This is a genomic window from Micromonospora sediminicola (assembly GCF_900089585.1).
Taxonomy (GTDB): Bacteria; Actinomycetota; Actinomycetes; order Mycobacteriales; family Micromonosporaceae; genus Micromonospora; species Micromonospora sediminicola.
The window spans coordinates 1,205,977-1,222,708 of record NZ_FLRH01000004.1 but is presented as its reverse complement, the minus strand read 5'-3'; the positions used below and the strand labels follow the sequence as shown (position 1 = coordinate 1,222,708).

Sequence of the window (16,732 nt, the reverse complement as noted above, 5' to 3'; positions counted from 1 at the left end):
CGACGAATGGGCGCCGGGCACGCGCACGTGCTCTACCGCGAGTCCGGCTCGCCGGTGCACCGCCTCCCGCCGGAGGTGAAGATCGCCGCCATGGTGCTGTTCACCGTGGCGGTGGTCGCCACCCCGCGGGAGGCGTACTGGGCGTTCGGCGGATACGCCCTGCTGGTGGCCGCGGTGGCGGCGCTGGCCCGGGTCGGTCCGCGCTGGCTGCTCGGGCGGGCGCTGATCGAGCTGCCGTTCGTGCTGTTCGCGTTCGCGCTGCCGTTCCTCGGCACGGGGGAGCGGGTCGAGGTGGCCGGGCTCGGCCTCTCCGTCGACGGGCTGCACGGCGCGTTCAACATCCTGGCCAAGGGCACGCTCGGCGTCCTCGCGTCACTCCTGCTGGCGGCGACCACGACGACACGTGACCTGATCCTCGGCCTGGACCGGCTGCGCTGCCCGCAGATCCTCACCCAGATCGCCACGTTCATGCTGCGCTATCTGGAGGTGCTGGTCGGGGAGGCCCGGCGGATGCGGGTGGCCCGGGTGTCCCGGGGCGACGACCCGCGCTTCCTGTGGCAGTTGCGCGGCTTCGCGGCCGGGGTCGGCGCGCTGTTCCTGCGCGCCTTCGAGCGCGGCGAGCGGGTCTACCTGGCGATGGTCTCCCGCGGCTACACCGGCCGGATGCCGGCGGTCTGGCAGGGGGCCGGGGCGGCCACCGCCGGGCAGTGGGCGGTGGGCGCGACGGTGCCGGTGATCGCGGCCTCCATCGCCGCCGCCGCGCTCGTCCTGCAATGATCGGGTACGTGCAGCAGCCGCCCTCCCTGGACGTCCGTGGCGTCCGGTACGCGTACCCGGACGGTCACGTCGCCCTGCACGGGGTGGACCTGACCGTGCCGCGCGGCGACCGGGTGGCGCTGCTCGGGCCGAACGGCGCCGGCAAGACCACGCTGGTGCTGCACCTCAACGGCATCCTCACCCCGACCGAGGGGACGGTGGCGGTCGGCGGCCTGACGGTGACCCGCGACCGGGACACCCTCGCCGAGGTCCGCCGCCGGGTCGGCATCGTCTTCCAGGACCCGGACGACCAGCTCTTCCTGCCCACGGTGGCGGAGGATGTCGCGTTCGGCCCGGCCAACCTGGGTCTGCGCGGGGCCGAGCTGGCGGAACGGGTCGACGAGGCGCTCGCGGCGGTGGGCATGGCCGAGCACCGGGACCGGGCGCCGCACCACCTGTCGTTCGGGCAGCGGCGCCGGGTGGCGGTGGCCACCGTGCTGGCCATGCGCCCGGAGATCCTGGTGCTGGACGAGCCGTCGTCGAACCTCGACCCGGCGGCCCGCCGGGAGCTGGCGGAGATCCTGCGCGGCCTGCCGGTGACGCTGCTGATGGTCACCCACGACCTGCCGTACGCGGCCGAGCTGTGTCCCCGCGCGGTGATCCTGGACGGCGGCCGGATCGTCGCCGACGCCCCTACCGCAGACCTCCTCTCCGACGAAACGCTGCTGTCCGCACACCGCCTCGAACTCCCCCACGGCTTCGCCCCCGCCTCCCCCCGCTCGCCCTGACCCCGCCGACCTCGGCGATCTTGCACTTCGGGCCCCGGCGCAACGGACAAAAGCCGCACTCGTGGGGCCGCAACTGCAAGATCGCCGCCGCGAGGAGGGCGGGTCAGGGGGTGCGGGTCAGGTGGGGGTGGGGGGTGGTGCGGGCGGTGGTGCGGAGGCGGAGCAGGCCGGCGGCGACCGCGCCGGCGCCGGTGGCCAGGGCCAGGGCGACCAGGACGCGCACCAGTCCTGCGGGGCCGGCGGCCGGGGGGACCGAGCGGGACAGCACGGCCAGGTTCGACACCCCGGCGAACAGGGTGAGGCACGCGCCGGCCAGCGCCAGCGTGAAGTCGGCGGCCGGTCGGCGGGCCAGCGCGTAGCCGCCGGCGGCGAGCGCGCCGAGGCCGGTGAGCAGCGTCCACACCTGGCCGGTGACCAGCTCGGCGAGCAGGCCGCCGAACCCGGGGCCGCCGGTGTCGAGCGCGCGGCCGACGGTGAGCGTCACGGCCGCCACCCCGCCGAGGGCGAGCAGGCCGCCCACCGCGCGCAGCGCACGTACGCCGGCGGTCGTGCCGCCGGGCACCAGCCCGGCCGCGCCGATCACCAGGAAACCGAGGGTGGCGGCCACCCACCAGGGGTACGGGTCGGGCGGCGGCACCCAGTCCAGCGTCCCGCGTACCTCGATCGGTTCGGTCCCGGCGCGCAGCGGCACCACCCAGTCGCGGACCCGCTGCTCCCGGTCGGGGGCCGCGGCGACGGCGGCCGGTGGGACGTCCCCGCGCCACAGCGTGCGCTGGTCGTGCCAGCGGGCGGTGGGTCCGTCGTCGATCCGCCGCCAGTCCGGCGGGGCGGCCGGGTCCGCCTCGGCCGGCAGTCGGGTCTCCGCGGCCAGCGTCCGGTTCAGCCAGGTGGCCGGCGAGCGCCTGTTCTCGAACACGCCGCCGGGGCCGATCCGCAGGTAGGGCTCGCCGGAGTAGCCGAGCACGGTCACGTCGGGGCCGGTGCGGTTGGTCAGCTCCAGCCGCGCGCCGGCCTCGACCATCCGGGCGGTCAGCCCGGGCCGGTCCGGGCTGACGCCGGTGACCGCGCCCCGGTAGTCGGTGCCGTCGGGGGCGTCCGCGCCGTGCGCGGCGGCCGGTGCGGCGAGCGCGAGCAGGGCGGTGGCCGCGACGGCGACCACCAGCCCGGCCCGGCGCAGCGGTGCGGGGATCACTTCCCGGCCGCCTCCACGGCCGCCTTGATCCCGTCCGGGCTCTTGTCCTGCACCTCGCTGCCGTTGACCTTGATGGTCGGGGTGCCGGTCACGCCGGACTTGCTCGCCTCGTCGGTCACGTGCTCGGTCCACGACGTGTAGGTGCCGTCGTTCACGCAGGAGGCGAAGTCGTCCCGGTTCAGACCGACGCCCGCGCCGATGTCGATCAGCTCGTCGTTGCTGAGCCCGGCGCTGCCCTCCGGCGGCTGCTTGGCGAAGAGCTGGTCGGTGAACTCGCGGAACTTGCCGCCCTTCGCGGCGCAGCCGGAGGCGGCCGAGGAGCGGGTGGAGTATTCGGTGGTGGAGAAGCGGTTGAGGAAGGCGACCGGGTGGAAGACCACCGTCGCCTTGCCCTCGCTGACGAGCTGGTTGATGGTTGCGCCGTTGACCTGCTGGAACTGCTTGCAGACCGGGCAGAGGTAGTCCTCGTACAGGTCGATGGTGACCGGGCCGCTGCCCTCGACGATGCCGGTGCCGGCGTCGTTGGCGCCGGGCGGCGCGGTGAATTCGTCGGACTTCTGCGAGGAGTAGACGGCCCAGCCGATGCCGCCGGCGATGACCAGCACCAGTACCGCGGCGATGGTGGTGAAGAGGGTGCGCTTGCGCCGCTTCTCCCGGGCGATCTGCTCGCGCACCACCCGTGACGCGTCCTTGCGTCCCTTGCGACTACTCATCCTCGTCCTCCACGATGTCGCCCGCGAGCCAGCCGTCCACCGAGAACGGGGTGCGGGGCCAGATCAGCAGGAATCCGGCCAGTAGCAGGAATCCCAGGTCCCGGAGGATCTCCGGGAGGTAGCTCGGTGTCTCGCCGGCGCCGAGCTGGCCACCGCTGCCGAAGCACCCGCAGTCGATGGCCAGACCGCGCGCCCAGGCCGAGGCGATGCCGACGATGAAGACCACCAGCAGCGCGGCGGAGACACCGGCGCTGACCCGGGTGGCCAACCCGACGAGCAGCAGCAGACCCAGGGCCAGCTCCACGAACGGCAGCGCCGCGCCGATCACCGTGGCCAGGTCGTACGGCATCACCTGGTAGGCGTTCACGGCCCGGCCGGAGGCGGCCAGGTCACCGACCTTGGTGCCACCGGCGATCAGCCAGACGGCGGCCAGCCCGAGGCGGGCCGCCACGCCGAGCCAGGGCCGCAGGGCCCGCCAGCGGTCGGCCCGGGTGGGGGAGGGGGTCACAGTCATTCGTCGTCCGGGAGGCATGAAAGGTTCCCGTTATCCGGCCAGCGTGTCGCCGACGGCGCCGACCAGCTCGTCGCGGGCCCGGGCCACCCGGGAGCGGATGGTGCCCACCGGCACCCCCTCCACGTCGGCGGCCTCGGCGTAGGACAGGCCGAGCAGCTGGGTGAGCACGAACGCGGAGCGACGCTCGGCGGGCAGCCGGCGGACCAGGTCGGCGGCGCCCAGCTGGCCGGCCGGGTCCGGCCCGGGCCGGTCGGTGGCCGCCTGGGCGGCGAGCCGTTCGTCGAGCCGGCGGCGGCGCACCACGGTCCGCAGGTGGTCGGCGCAGGCCCGGCGGGCGATGCCGAGCAGCCAGGTACGTGCGGTGGACCGACCCTCGAAGCCGGGCAGCGCCCGGAACGCCCGCAGGTAGGTCTCCTGGGTCAGGTCGTCCGCGCTGTCCGGGTCGACCAGGGCGGCGGCGAAGCGCCAGACCTCGGCCTGGGTGGCCCGGACGAAGGCGGCCTGGGCGGCCGGGTCGCCGTGCCGCGCGGCCAGCGCCCACCCGGTGGCCGTGTCCCGCGCAGCCTCGGACCCCGGCTCGGGGTGGTCGGCGGCGGTGTCGCGCGGGGCGGGGATCACGACAGACGAGGTTACGCGGCGTACCTGTGGGTGACAGGGTCCTTCGGCCCATTCCGTGGTCCCGCACACGCCGGGAACTTTTTCCGTCCGTCCACCGACTACCCCCTCATGACCTCCGACCAGGTTCCGGTGGCGCGCGTCACCGCACCGATCGGGCGCCGCGGCGCGCCCGGCGGAGGTCGGCTCGCCGGGCCCGCCACGGTTCGGGAACCATGGCGGTCATGACTGCTGCCGTACGCCGCCCGCCCGGGGTCGTCGCCGCCCGCTCCGGGACCGTCGCCGGGCTGCTGCTCCTCCTGGTCACCCTGCTGCTCGCCCCGGCCACGCCGGCCAGCGCCCACGCGGTGCTGGTGAGCAGCAGCCCCGCCGCGTCCGCCGTGGTGCCCGAGGCGCCCGCCCAGGTGGTGATCACCTTCAGCGAGGGCGTCCGGAAGGTGCCCGGCAAGGTCCGGGTGATCGCGCCGGACGGCTCCCGGGCCGACCGGGGTGAGCCGACGTTCCAGGGCGCCGAGGTCACCATCCCGGTGGACCCGTCCGGCGCGCGCGGCACCTACCTGGTGAGCTACCGGGTGATCTCGGCGGACAGCCACCCGGTCTCCGGCGCGTTCACCTACTCGGTCGGCGCGCCGTCGGAGCCGCCGACCGACACCGGCTCGGACAACCGGGCGAACCCGGTGACGGAGAACGCGGTCAAGGTGGCGAAGTACGTCGGCTACGTGGGCCTGCTGCTGCTGGTCGGCCCGGCCCTGGTGCTGGCCGCGCTCTGGCCGCGCCGGCTGTCCCGCCGGGGCCCGGCGCGGCTGGCCTGGACCGGGCTCGGCGTGCTGGCCGCGGCCACCGTGGCCGAGTTGTGGCTCCAGGTGCCCTACACCAACGGCGGCGGGCTGTTCGACGTCACCGGGGCCGGCCTGGGCGACGTGCTGGGCAGCGCCTACGGCACCACCCACCTGGTCCGGCTGGGCCTGCTGGCGGCGGCGGCGTTCCTGCTCCGCCCGCTGTTCGCCGGTCCGGTCGGCCGCACCGACGGGATCATCCTGGCCGTCCTCGGCGGTGCGGCGTTGTTCACCTGGCCGCTCGCCGGTCACGCCGCCGCCTCCCCGGCGCCGGCCGTCTCGGTGGTGGTGGACGCCGTGCACCTGGGCGGGATGGCGGTCTGGCTGGGCGGTCTGGTGATGCTGGCGGTCTTCCTGCTGCGCCGCGCCGACGAGCGCGAGCTGGACGCCATCCTGCCGATCTGGTCCCGCTGGGCCGCGTTGGCGGTGGCCGCGCTGCTGCTGGCCGGCACCGTGCAGGGTCTGATCGAGGTGGCCAGCCCGACGGCACTGGTCGACACCACCTACGGGCGGCTGCTGCTCGCCAAGATCGTGCTGTTCGCGTTGGTGATCGGCGTGGCCGCGTACTCCCGGGCGCTGGTGCGCCGGCGGGTCGCCGCCGGCCGGCCGGGTTCGATGCGGCGGGCCGTGGTGGCCGAGCTGGCGATCACCGCGGTGGTGCTGGGCCTGTCCGCGACGCTGGTGCAGACCACCCCGGCGCGGACCGCGGCCGCCGACGTGGCGGGCGCGCCGGCCGGCTACTTCTCCACCACGCTGAGCAGCCCGATCTACTCGCTCCAGGTGGAGCTGGACCCGGCCGAGAGCGGCAACAACTCGCTGCACCTCTACGCCTACACGACCGACAACCGGCCGCAGCCGGTGCAGGAGTGGAAGGTCACCGCGGCGTTGCCGTCGGCCGGGATCGAGCCGATCACGGTGCCGCTGCTGCCGCTGAGCGACAACCACGCCACCGGCGAGGTCAACCTGCCGGCCCGGGGCGACTGGCAGCTCCGCTTCACCGTCCGCACGTCCGACATCGACCAGGCCACGGTGACCGCCACCGTGCCGATCAAGTAACGGAAGGTTCCCTCTGATGATCCGTCTCCGGCGTCCCGCGACCGCCGCCGCGCTGACTCTCGCCGCTGTCACCACCGCCGTCCTCGGCCTGGCCGGGCCGGCCTCGGCGCACGTCACAGTCAACCCGAAGGAGGGTACGCAGGGCGGCTACGGTCGGTTCGCGTTCCGGGTGCCGAACGAGAGCGACACGGCGTCGACGGTCAAGGTCGAGGTGAACCTGCCGGCGAACGCGCCGGTGGGTTCCGTCTCGACCATGCCGGTGCCGGGCTGGACGGTGGCGGTGGAGAAGCGCAAGGTCGACCCGCCGATCGAGGTGCACGGCAGCCAGCTCACCGAGGCGGTCTCCAAGCTCACCTTCACCGCGGCGCAGGGCGGCGGCGTCAAGCCGGGCGAGTTCCAGGAGTTCCCGGTGTCGATGGGGCCGCTGCCGCAGGTGGACACCATGGTGTTCAAGGTGCTGCAGACCTACTCCGACGGCAACGTCTCCCGCTGGATCGAGGAGCCGACGCCGGGCGCGGAGGAGCCGGAGAACCCGGCCCCGGTGCTCACGCTGGCCGCCGCGGCGTCCGCGTCCCCCGGCGCGAGCGCGCCGGCGGCGGCCGCCGCCGCGGACGACGACGATGACGACGACGACTCGGGCGCGGGTACCGCGCTCGGGGTCGCCGGCCTCGTCGCCGGCCTGGCCGGCCTGGTCCTCGGCGGGCTGGCGTTCGCGCGTACCCGGCGGGAGCCCACCGAGACGTCCTGAGCACGGCGACAGTCACCGGCCCGGCGGATCGTGTCCGCCGGGCCGGTTGCCGTCCCGGGGTGGGTGCGGCGGATATCCGCAGATCGCGCCACCGGCGTCGGTAAGGTCGGCCGGGTAGTTGGCTACCGAGAGGGACGACGCGAATGCGTTTCGTACGCACGATCGCCGGCATGCTGGCACTGGCAGTGGGGGTCGCGGTGCTGGTGGCGGGCGCCGGGCTCGGGATCGCCGCGCGGCACGCGGACCCGGACGGCGGCTTCTCCGCCCGCTTCGAGCCGGTCCGCACGCCCGCCCGCGCGGTGGTGGTCACCGATGTGGACGCGATGCTCCGCGCCGACCTCCCGATCGTCCGGACCGGGCAGGCCCGGCTGCGCCTCACCGCGCGGGACGCCGGCGGTCCGGCGTTCCTCGGCCTCGCCCCGACCGACCAGGTGCGACGGTGGCTGGCCGACGTCCCGCACAGCACCGTGCGACGCGTCGCGGTGACCCGGGGCCCGCTCCCGGTCGGTCTCGACCCTGCCACCGCGGGCGTCGCCGACGCCGTCCCGCTCGGCCAGCCCTTCTGGGTACGCCAGGGCGTCGGCTCGCTGGAGTGGAGCCCGGCCGACTTCGCCGACCGGTCGCTGAGCCTGGTGGTGATGCGCTCGGACGGCGCGGCCGGGCTCGACCTGGAGATGTGGGGCGAGGCGCGGGCCGGCTGGTTCCCCGGGGTGGTGTGGGCGCTGCTGGCCGGCGGGACGCTGCTGGTGGTCCTTGCCGCGGTGCTGTTGCTGCGCCCGAGCCGGCCGCGCGAGGTCGTCTTCGTGGTCGAGCCGGACCAGGTTCCGGTGCTGGCCGGGCGGCTCGGGGTCAGCTCGTTGAGCGGGCTGGGCCGGCAGCCGGCCCCGCCGCCACTGCCCCGGCGGCAACTGGTCGCCGTCGGCGCGCCGCCGGCCGAGGAGTGAGCCCTGGACGGCGGATGGCCCTCCGCGCTGCCGACGCGGAGGGCCACCGTCACCGGGGGAATTCGGTGCTACCTGGGAGAAACCTGAGGTAGTTGGGACAAGATTAGCGCCGAACCGGCCCAGACGCGAGGTCTGTCCGGTCAGTCCGAATTTTCGGATGCGTCGTCGCGGCCCCGGCGGATCGGCAGCACCGCGAGCAGCAGCAGGCTGAGCAGCACGTAGAGATTGCGGACGACGAAGTCGACCGGATCGTCCGTGTGCACGATCGCGGTGCCCCAGTCCTGGAACGTCACCAACCCGTACACGATCGGCAGGCCGACGCCGGCGGCCAGCGCGAGCAGGCCGCCGCGACGGCGCGCCCCGGCGGGCGTCGCCGGATCGGCGTCCAGCGCCGCGTCGACGAGCACCACCACGGCGGGGACGAACCAGTACAGATGGTGGATCCAGGTGATCGGGCTGACCAGCCCGCCCACCAGACCGGTCAGCGTGAGACCCACCAGCGCGTCCCCCGCCCGGGCCGCGCGCGCGGCCCGCCACAGGCCGAATCCGGCCACCACCAGCACGAGCAGCAGCCACGGCAGCCGGTCCGGCTCGGCCGACGCGCTCAGGCGGCTGAGCAGTCCGAACAGGGACTGGTTGCCGGTGTAGTCGGTGCGGCCCACCCGGTCGGTGGTCCACAGCTCGTGGGTCCAGAACCGCCACGAGTCGCCCGGCACGACCGCGGCGGCCAGCAGCGTGGCCGCCGCCGCGGTCGCCGTCGCCACCGCCGCCGCCCGCCACCGCCGGGTGGCCAGCAGGTAGAGCACGAAGATGCCGGGGAAGAGCTTGAGCGCCGCCGCCAGTCCCACGCCCACGCCGGCCCAGCGCCGCCCCTGCGGTACGGCGAACAGCAGGTCGGCCAGGACCAGCACCACGAGCAGCATGTTGATCTGCCCGAGCGTGAGCGTCTCCCGGGTGCTCTCCACCGCCAGCACCAGCAGCACGGCGACGGTCAGGCCGAACCCGCGCGGCAGGTCGTGCCGCCGCAGTACCGGCAGCACCAGCCAGCGTGTGGTCACCACCACGGCAACTGCGGTCAGCACCGCGAAGGTGGCGATCGCCACCCCGAGCCGCAGGTACGAGAACGGCGCCAGGAGCAACGCGGCGAGCGGCGGATAGGTGAAGTAGAGCTCGCCCTGCACCCGGTCCGGCTGGACGTAGTCGTAGAGCGGGTGCCCGGCCGCCCACCAGTCCATCGCCGACATGTAGATCTTCTGGTCGAAGTAGTCGTGGCGCAGGTTGCGCAGGTAGAGCGCCGGCAGGATCGCGACCAGCGCCAGCACGGCGACCACCCGCCGGGCCGTGCGTCCGCCCGCGTCGTCCTGGGAGACGGCGGGCGGGGCGACGGATTCGGCTGGCACGGGGAAACCCTAGCGGTCCACCTGGCCCCCGGTGCCGAGGCGCGGGCGGGTCGGCGGCGCGTAGTCTGTCCCGGTGGCTGATCTTCTCGTCTGGATCGACTGTGAGATGACCGGGCTGGACCTGCGTCGGGACGCCCTCATCGAGGTCGCCGCGCTCGTCACCGACCCGGACCTGAACGTGCTCGGCGAAGGCGTCGACGTGGTGATCCACGCCGACGACGCGGCGCTGGAGGGCATGCCGGAGATCGTGCGGACCATGCACGCCAAGTCCGGCCTGACCGAGGAGGTACGCCGCTCCACGGTCACCCTGGCCGAGGCCGAGGACATGGTGCTCGACTACGTGACCAGCTATGTGAAGGATCCGCGTACCGCGCCGCTGTGCGGCAACTCGATCGCCACCGACCGTGGCTTCCTGGCCCGGGACATGACCCGGCTCGACGCCCACCTGCACTACCGGATGATCGACGTCTCGTCGATCAAGGAGCTGTGCCGGCGCTGGTACCCCCGGGTGTACTTCGGCCAGCCGCAGAAGGGCCTGGCCCACCGGGCGCTGGCCGACATCCGGGAGAGCATCCGCGAGCTGGAGTACTACCGGCGGACCGTGTTCGTGCCGCTGCCGGGGCCGGACGTGGAGACCGCGAAGGCGATCGCCGCGCAGCTCTGACGCCCGGGCCGAACCCGGTGGACGGGGTCGGCCGGGGTGTGGCTATTATTAGTCCGCGCACCGCCCGGGTCGACCGGAGCGGCGAGCATGGTGGCTGTAGCTCAGTTGGCAGAGCACCGGGTTGTGGTCCCGGTTGTCGTGGGTTCAATTCCCATCAGTCACCCCAGTGCCGAAGCCCCCTCCTCCGGGAGGGGGCTTCGTCGTGTGCGGGGACCGGCGGGGCCACACCCCCGGAAACGGCGAGCGGCCCGCCCCGGGTCGGGGACGGGCCGCTCGGCGGCGTCGGTCAGGCGGTCGGCTGCGGGCTCGGCGTCTCGGCGGACGGGCTGGTGTCGTCGCCCGGCTCCGCCGGCGGCTCGTACGGCAGGGCGCTGCCCTTGACGTACTCGTCCCAGCTCATGTTCCAGTCGGTCCAGCCGTTGCCGTTCTGGAGCTTGCGCTCGGTGCCCTTGACCGTGATCGGGTCACCGATGCGGGTGTTGGCGAACAGCCAGTTGCCGTCCTTCATCGAGACGTTGACGCAGCCGTGCGACACGTTCGTGCGGCCCTGCACGCCCTCGGACCAGGGCGCGGCGTGGATGAACTCGCCGCCCCAGGTGAGCCGCTGGGCGTAGTCGATCTCGGTGCGGTAGCCCTCCTCCGGGCCCAGCTCCTCCATCGTGTCGAAGACGGTGTGGCGGAGCTTCTCGATCACCACCATCGTGCCGCTGGACGACGGGGTGCTCTTCTTGCCCAGGCTGACCAGGATCGTCTTGACCGCCTTGCCGTCCTTGGTGACGGTCATCCGCTTGGTGCGGTTGTCCACGGTCATCACGAACGCCGGGCCGATCTTGACGTCGACGGTGAGGTCGGAGCGGCCGTACCAGCCGTCGCCGAGCGGCAGCCCGCCCGCCTGCACCTTGTAGGAGACCGTGCTGTTGGCCTTCCAGAACGTCTTGGGCCGGTAGCGCACCTCGGTGGGGCTCACCCAGTGCCAGACGCCCTCCTGGGCCGGCTTGGCGGTGACCGTCATCCGGCGCTGCATGTCGTCCCGGTAGTCCTCCGGGATCGCCCGGCCGAACTTCACGATCAGCGGCATGCCCACGCCGACGACCTGGTTGTCACCGAGGAAGCTGCTGACCCGGATCTGCTTGGACGGCTTGGCCATGGTGGTGAACGTGCTGGTGGCGGTGGCCGCCTTGCCGTCGTCGCCGGTCGCGGTCACGGTCGCGGTGTAGGTCTGCCCGTAGTCCAGGGCGCCGGCGGGCAGCCAGCTCTTCCCGTCCGCCGCCATCTCGCCCTCGACGGCCTTGCCGGTCGAGTCCTTCACCTCGACGCTGGTTTCCTGCGCCTCGGTGGTGGTGAAGGTGACGGCGGTGGAGGCGGGGACGTCCTTGGCGTCGGCGGCCGGCTCGCTGATGGTGGCCGCCGCCTTCGGGGCCTTCTCGCCGCCGTCGCCGCCGCCCTGCCAGCTCGACGACCCGTCGTCACCGCCACCGGTGCAGGCGGAGGTCAGGGCCATGGCGGCGGCGAGCACCACGGCCGCGAGCGCGCGGCGCCCGCCGCGCCGGGCGGTTCCGCCCCGGATCAGTTCGTCCTGGCCAGCTCGCATGTTTCCCTCACAAGTGTGATGCCCGGTCCCCATCGTCTCTGGTCAGACGCACCGGAACGGTGACCCGTTGCCGGGAGTGAAGCGGAACACCCTGGCGACGGTGTAACGATTCTGTTGTCACCCGGCGCTGACCTCGGGGAGCCGTCTCCGGCTGGCCGCGCGCGACGGTGCGTCCGACCACGTTACGCCGGTCAGAACGGCTCCGGCTGCCCGCCCTTCGGCACCGGCAGGGCGCTGCCCTCGACGAAGCGCGACCAGCTCATGCTCCACGCCGTCCACCCGTTGCCCGGGGCCAGCTGCCGCTCGGTGCCCTTCACCGTGATCGGATCACCGATCAGCGTCTTGCCGAACAGCCACCGACCGTCCGCCATCGACACGTTGACACAGCCGTGCGACACGTTCCGGCGTCCCTGCACCCCCTCCGACCACGGGGCCGCGTGGATGTACTCGCCGCCCCAGGTGAGCCGCTGGGCAAAGTCGATCTTCGTCACGTACTGGTTGTTCGGGTCCGGCTCGTCCCGGGTGTCGAAGACGGTCGACTCCTTCTTCTCCATCACCACCATGGTGCCGCTGGAGGACGGGGTGCTCTTCTTGCCCAGGCTCACCGGCAGCGTGCGGATCACCGCGCCGTTCTCGGAGACGGTCATCCGCTTGGTCGCGTTGTCGACCGACATCTCGAACGCCCGGCCGATCTTGGCCGTGGCGCTCCGGTCGATGTTGCCGTACTTCCCGTTGCTCAGCGGGATCCCGGCCAGCGCCAGCCGGACGGTGAGCGTGGTGCCGGTCTTCCAGTACTCCGGGGCGCGGTAGTAGGCCTGGGTGCCGTTGCCGACCCAGTGCCAGGCGCCCGGCTGCGGCGGGTCGGTCTGCACGAACATCCGCTTCTGCACCGCGGCCCGGTCCTTCTTCGGGATGCCGGGGGAGAACTCGGCGACCACGGGCATGGCCACACCGTAGGTCTTGTCGCTGAACAGGTAGAGGCCGGAGCCGATCATGGACTTGGGCTTGGCCATCGTGGTGAACGTGCTGGTGCCCTGGTGGGGCGCGCCGTCCTTGCCGGTCCCGGTGACCGTGGCGGTGTACTTGGTGGCGTACTTCAGCGCGGTGGACGGCACCCAGCTGGAGCCGTCGCGTCGCATCCGCCCGGCGACGGTGGCGCCGTCGGCGGTGGTGAGCACGACCTTCGACACCGTGCCCCCGCCCGGGATCCGGGCGCTGATCTCGCTGCTGACCGGCCGTCCGGTCGCCCCGTCGGCGGGGCTCACGGTCAGCGGCGGCGCCGCGTCGGCGGCGTCGCTCGGCGCGGCGCTCGGATCCGGCGCGCTCGACGAGACCCCGCCGACCTGCTGCTGGCCGGGCACGAACGCCGGCTTCTCCTCGTCGCCGCCGCACCCGGTCAGTGCCAGCGACGCCGTGAGGACCAGGGCGCCCACCATCGCCCCGGCCCGCGCGAACCTGCCCATGCCCACCCCTGTCGTAGCGTGCCTGGCGGACATCGTGCCCCATCGACGCCATCGGACCCGCCCCGGTACCGTGCCGGTCGGGTGTTTTGGGCATTTTTGCCGGTTAAGCTCGACCGAAGGGTGGAGCCCGGTATCGGATTGGGACCCGCCTCAGCGGGCATGCTAAGGTTCTTCCCGTTGTCAGCGAGCGCCGCTAGCTCAACTGGCAGAGCAGCGGACTCTTAATCCGCGGGTTCGGGGTTCGAGTCCCTGGCGGCGCACCAACGAGCAGGTCCCGATCTGATCATCAGGTCGGGACTTCTTCGTCTCCCGCGACGAGCAGGAACGACCGGTCCCCGACAGAGCACGGGAATCCGCCCGCTCCGCCCCTACAGTCCCCACCATGAGGTGGACGGCGCGACTCGCGACAGCGCTCCCCGTACTGGTGACCGCCCTGGTGGCCGGGGCCGTGGGCGCCGCCGCGGCGCCCGCCGACGGCGGCCTCGGCCTGGCCCTGCGGCCGGGCGCTGCGGACTACCGCGCCGGCGACCAGGTCCGCCTGGACCTCACCGTCACCAACGCCACCGGTGCGGCCTGCGCGCTGCCCACCCGCGCCGTCGGCACGGTCCAGGTGACCGGGGTACGCCGGGACGGGCGCGACGTCACCCCGGCGCTGGCCCGCAGCTTCCACGACGACGGCATCGGGGCCGCCGCGACCGCCGGCCTGACCACGGTGGAGCCGGGCGCGACCGGCACCGTCACCCTCACCGGCGTCCGTCTGTCCGGCGGCGACGTCGCGCTCCGCTCGGTGGCGGCCACCTCGGACGGCGGCGGCCTGGACACGCTCTGGCCGGTCGGCGCCCCCGGCCGGTACGAGGTCACGGCCGGCTACGTGACAGTCCCGATCACGGGCGCGACGAACCTCTGCCCGGGCGCGACAGCGCTGCGGACCGCGACCTTCACCGTCGGCGACGGGCCCGGCCCCGGCCGGCGCTGGCTCTGGCCGGCCCTCGGCGCGCTGCTGCTGGCGCTGCTCGTCGCCGCGCTGGTCGTCCTGTTCCTGCGCCGCCGCCGTCGGCCGACCGCCGCCGCGGCGGTCCTGCTGCTCGTGGCGGTCGGCGCGCTGGTCGGCGGCGGGTCCCGCCCGGCGCGGGCCGACTACTCGGTCGACCCGACCGCCGGCGTGCCGATCCCCGGCGTCGACTTCCAGGCCCTCGTCGACGGCTGCCTGGCCGGGTTCGCGCAGCCCGGCGGCGACCCGTCCGGCCTGCTGCCCCGGCTCACGGACAAGAAGAGCCCCCGGGTGCGGATCATCCCCACGCCGGGCGGCTCCGGCGCGTTCGAGACGCCGGAGAGCAGCGACGGCAAGGGGTCGTCCACGGTCACCTGGAACCCGACCTCCACCGACCCGTACGGCGACGGCGTGGCCCGGGACCCCTGCGCCGCGCTCTACCACGAGCTGAACCACGCCGACGACATCTCCCGGGGCGCGGTCCCGCAGGGCGACTGCGGGAGCACCAAGATCCGCACCGCCGAGGTGAAGGCCACGCTCGCGGAGAACCGCTACCGGGCGGCGAAGGGCCTGCCGCCGCGCCAGGAGTACGACGGGAAGCCACTGCCGAAGAGCCTCGACGAGTGCAAGAAGCCGGCGAAGAAGACACCCCCGCCGAAGGGGCCGGTCAAGCTCTGCGAGGACGGGGCGGACTGCGGGGGCAGCAACGGCGACCCGCACCTGGTCACCTTCGACCGGGTCGCCTACGACTTCCAGGCCGTCGGCGAGTTCACCCTCGTCGCCTCGACCGCCGGCGACCCGCTGGAGGTGCAGGTCCGGCAGGCGCCGATGGCCGGTACGCGGACCGCCTCGGTCAACTCCGCGGTCGCGTTCCGGCTCGGCGACCACCGGGTCGCGCTCACCCTCACCGACGGCGGCACCCGCGTGCACGTCGACGGCGCGCCGTCGGCCACGCCGCCGGAGCGCACCGACCTGCCCGGCGGCGGCAGCCTCACCCGCCGCCCGTCCGACACCGGCCCCACCGACGGGTACGACCTGGCGTGGCCGGACGGATCCGCCGCCGCGGTGGACCAGATCGGCCGCTACGGCTACCGGGTGCTGGTCCGGCTCGCCGACGGCCGGGCCGGGAAGGTGCGCGGCCTGCTCGGTGACTTCGACGGCGACCCCGCCGACGACATCGCACCCGCCTCCGGTGCCCCGCTGACCCAGCCGGTGCCGTTCGGGAAGCTCTACCCCGCGTACGCGGACAGCTGGCGGATCACCGCCGACCGCTCGCTGTTCCCCTACGCCGACGGCGAGAACACCGCCACCTTCACCGACCGGGCCTTCCCCGAGCGGGAGGTGACCGTCGGCGACCTCGACCCGGCCCGCCGCGCGTCCGCCGAGCAGGTCTGCCGCTGGGCCGGCATCACCTCACCGGCGCAGCTCGCCGAGTGCGTCTTCGACGTCGCCGTCAGCGGGCGACCCGAGTTCGCCGTTGCCGGCGCCACCACCGAGCGGGTCGTCCCGCCGGCCGGCACGCCCATCACCGCCGTGCCCGTCGCCACCGCCAGTCTGACCCCCGGCGGCGAGCCGCTGACGTTCCCCGGCCGCGCCGGCGACGCCGTCTTCGTCGACGTCACCGCGCCCGGCATGGCCGACCGCTGCTCGCCGTACCTGCTCGTCGCCCCGGACGGGCGGGAGATCGCGAGCGGCTGCGTCATCAGAGGCGTCGGGTACGTCGACCGCGTCGACCTCACCACCACCGGCACGTACGCGCTGCGCGTCACCGCCGCCCCCGGCGACACCGGCCGCGCCGCCGTCCGGGTCTACATGGCGAAGGACAGCGGCGGCACGCTGCAACCCAACGGCCCGGCGGTGACCGCCTCGATCGGGCAGCCCGGCGCCCGGGCCCGCTACCGGTTCACCGGCGCCGAGGGGGAGCGGGTCTACGTCGAGGTGCCCGAGAGCACGCTGACCGACCAGTGCTCGCCGCTGGAGCTGCGCGACGCCGACGGGCAACTGCTGCGCAGCGGCTGCGTGATCAACGGCGTCGGCGAGGTCGACGGCACCGTCCTGCCCGCCGACGGCACGTACACCGTGGTCGTCGACCCGGTGGAACGCGGCACCGGCACCGCCACCCTGCGCCTGGTCACCGGCCGCGACCGGAACGCGACGACCGCGCTCGGCGGGCCGCCGGTGGTCGCCGTCGTGGACCGGCCCGGCGCGGTCACCGGCTACCGGTTCACCGCCCCGGCCGGCGCCTCGGTGACGGTGACCGCGACCGCTGCCACCCTGCCCGACCAGTGCGGCGTGCTGGTGCTGCGCGCCCCGGACGGCGGCACGCTCGCCACCGGCTGCGTGATCAACGGGGCCGGCGACATCGCGCCGACAGTGCTGCCGTCCTCCGGCACGTACACGCTGCTGGTCGACCCGTCCGGGGCCGCGACCGGGCAGGTCACGCTGGCGGTGCGGTGACGCC

13 protein-coding genes, 2 tRNA genes and 1 pseudogene are annotated in these 16,732 nt (G+C 74.1%); 9 read left to right on the top strand and 7 right to left on the bottom strand.

Annotated features, from left to right (window positions below):
• The first annotated feature begins 6 nt into the window (after window positions 1–6).
• Entirely contained in the window at window positions 7–777 is a 771-nt protein-coding gene (gene cbiQ / locus GA0070622_RS27195) for a cobalt ECF transporter T component CbiQ (RefSeq protein WP_091580888.1), read from the top strand.
• The gene (locus GA0070622_RS27190; protein ID WP_091580882.1) at window positions 774–1,544 is read left to right on the top strand and encodes an energy-coupling factor ABC transporter ATP-binding protein; all 771 of its coding nucleotides are present in this window, start codon (window positions 774–776) and stop codon (window positions 1,542–1,544) included. The genes cbiQ and GA0070622_RS27190 overlap by 4 nt, the downstream gene beginning before the upstream one ends.
• A 103-nt stretch (window positions 1,545–1,647) precedes the next feature.
• On the opposite strand, the gene GA0070622_RS27185 is transcribed toward GA0070622_RS27190, so the two are convergent.
• From GA0070622_RS27185 to GA0070622_RS27170, 4 genes are read right to left on the bottom strand one after another with little or no spacing between them, the layout of a single operon-like run.
• The gene (locus GA0070622_RS27185) at window positions 1,648–2,736 is read right to left on the bottom strand and encodes a hypothetical protein (protein WP_245666845.1); all 1,089 of its coding nucleotides are present in this window, start codon (window positions 2,734–2,736) and stop codon (window positions 1,648–1,650) included.
• The gene (locus tag GA0070622_RS27180; RefSeq protein ID WP_091580877.1) at window positions 2,733–3,449 is read right to left on the bottom strand and encodes a DsbA family protein; all 717 of its coding nucleotides are present in this window, start codon (window positions 3,447–3,449) and stop codon (window positions 2,733–2,735) included. The genes GA0070622_RS27185 and GA0070622_RS27180 overlap by 4 nt, the downstream gene beginning before the upstream one ends.
• Window positions 3,442–3,963, bottom strand: a complete 522-nt coding sequence (locus GA0070622_RS27175) for a MauE/DoxX family redox-associated membrane protein (protein WP_091580872.1) — start codon at window positions 3,961–3,963, stop codon at window positions 3,442–3,444. The genes GA0070622_RS27180 and GA0070622_RS27175 overlap by 8 nt, the downstream gene beginning before the upstream one ends.
• A 30-nt stretch (window positions 3,964–3,993) precedes the next feature.
• Window positions 3,994–4,581 carry a sigma-70 family RNA polymerase sigma factor gene (locus GA0070622_RS27170; RefSeq protein WP_091580869.1) on the bottom strand — a complete coding sequence of 196 codons (588 nt, stop codon included), beginning with the start codon at window positions 4,579–4,581 and terminating at the stop codon, window positions 3,994–3,996.
• Between the two features lie 221 nt (window positions 4,582–4,802).
• Between GA0070622_RS27170 and GA0070622_RS27165 the strand changes: the two genes are divergently transcribed.
• From GA0070622_RS27165 to GA0070622_RS33305, 3 genes and pseudogenes are all read left to right on the top strand, one after another.
• Complete coding sequence (locus GA0070622_RS27165; protein WP_091584073.1) at window positions 4,803–6,470, top strand: copper resistance CopC/CopD family protein; 1,668 nt, start codon at window positions 4,803–4,805, stop codon at window positions 6,468–6,470.
• 16 nt (window positions 6,471–6,486) lie between these two features.
• Window positions 6,487–7,218, top strand: coding sequence for a YcnI family copper-binding membrane protein (locus GA0070622_RS27160; protein WP_091580867.1), 732 nt, complete (start codon window positions 6,487–6,489; stop codon window positions 7,216–7,218).
• A gap of 656 nt (window positions 7,219–7,874) precedes the next feature.
• A pseudogene (locus GA0070622_RS33305) lies at window positions 7,875–8,147 on the top strand (hypothetical protein); the annotation flags it as partial.
• A gap of 155 nt (window positions 8,148–8,302) precedes the next feature.
• Here GA0070622_RS33305 and GA0070622_RS27150 read toward each other — a convergent pair.
• A complete protein-coding gene (locus GA0070622_RS27150) occupies window positions 8,303–9,562 on the bottom strand; it encodes a glycosyltransferase 87 family protein (protein WP_091580858.1) in 1,260 nt (419 codons plus the stop codon).
• Between the two features lie 73 nt (window positions 9,563–9,635).
• Between GA0070622_RS27150 and orn the strand changes: the two genes are divergently transcribed.
• Window positions 9,636–10,226, top strand: a complete 591-nt coding sequence (gene orn / locus GA0070622_RS27145; protein WP_091580855.1) for an oligoribonuclease — start codon at window positions 9,636–9,638, stop codon at window positions 10,224–10,226.
• 90 nt (window positions 10,227–10,316) lie between these two features.
• Window positions 10,317–10,392, top strand: a tRNA-His gene (locus GA0070622_RS27140).
• 120 nt (window positions 10,393–10,512) lie between these two features.
• Here the strand turns inward: GA0070622_RS27140 and GA0070622_RS27135 are convergent.
• Both GA0070622_RS27135 and GA0070622_RS27130 read right to left on the bottom strand, forming a co-directional pair.
• Entirely contained in the window at window positions 10,513–11,817 is a 1,305-nt protein-coding gene (locus tag GA0070622_RS27135) for a L,D-transpeptidase (RefSeq protein WP_091580850.1), read from the bottom strand.
• A gap of 191 nt (window positions 11,818–12,008) precedes the next feature.
• On the bottom strand, window positions 12,009–13,280 hold the full coding sequence (locus GA0070622_RS27130; protein ID WP_091580846.1) for a L,D-transpeptidase: 1,272 nt from the start codon (window positions 13,278–13,280) through the stop codon (window positions 12,009–12,011).
• Window positions 13,281–13,467: 187 nt separating this feature from the next.
• On the opposite strand from GA0070622_RS27130, the gene GA0070622_RS27125 reads away from it, so the two are divergent.
• Together GA0070622_RS27125 and GA0070622_RS27120 are read left to right on the top strand one after the other, a co-directional pair.
• Window positions 13,468–13,543: transfer RNA gene (locus GA0070622_RS27125), tRNA-Lys, on the top strand.
• A 119-nt stretch (window positions 13,544–13,662) separates the two neighbouring features.
• Complete coding sequence (locus GA0070622_RS27120) at window positions 13,663–16,728, top strand: VWD domain-containing protein (protein WP_091580843.1); 3,066 nt, start codon at window positions 13,663–13,665, stop codon at window positions 16,726–16,728.
• The last annotated feature ends 4 nt before the right edge of the window (window positions 16,729–16,732 follow it).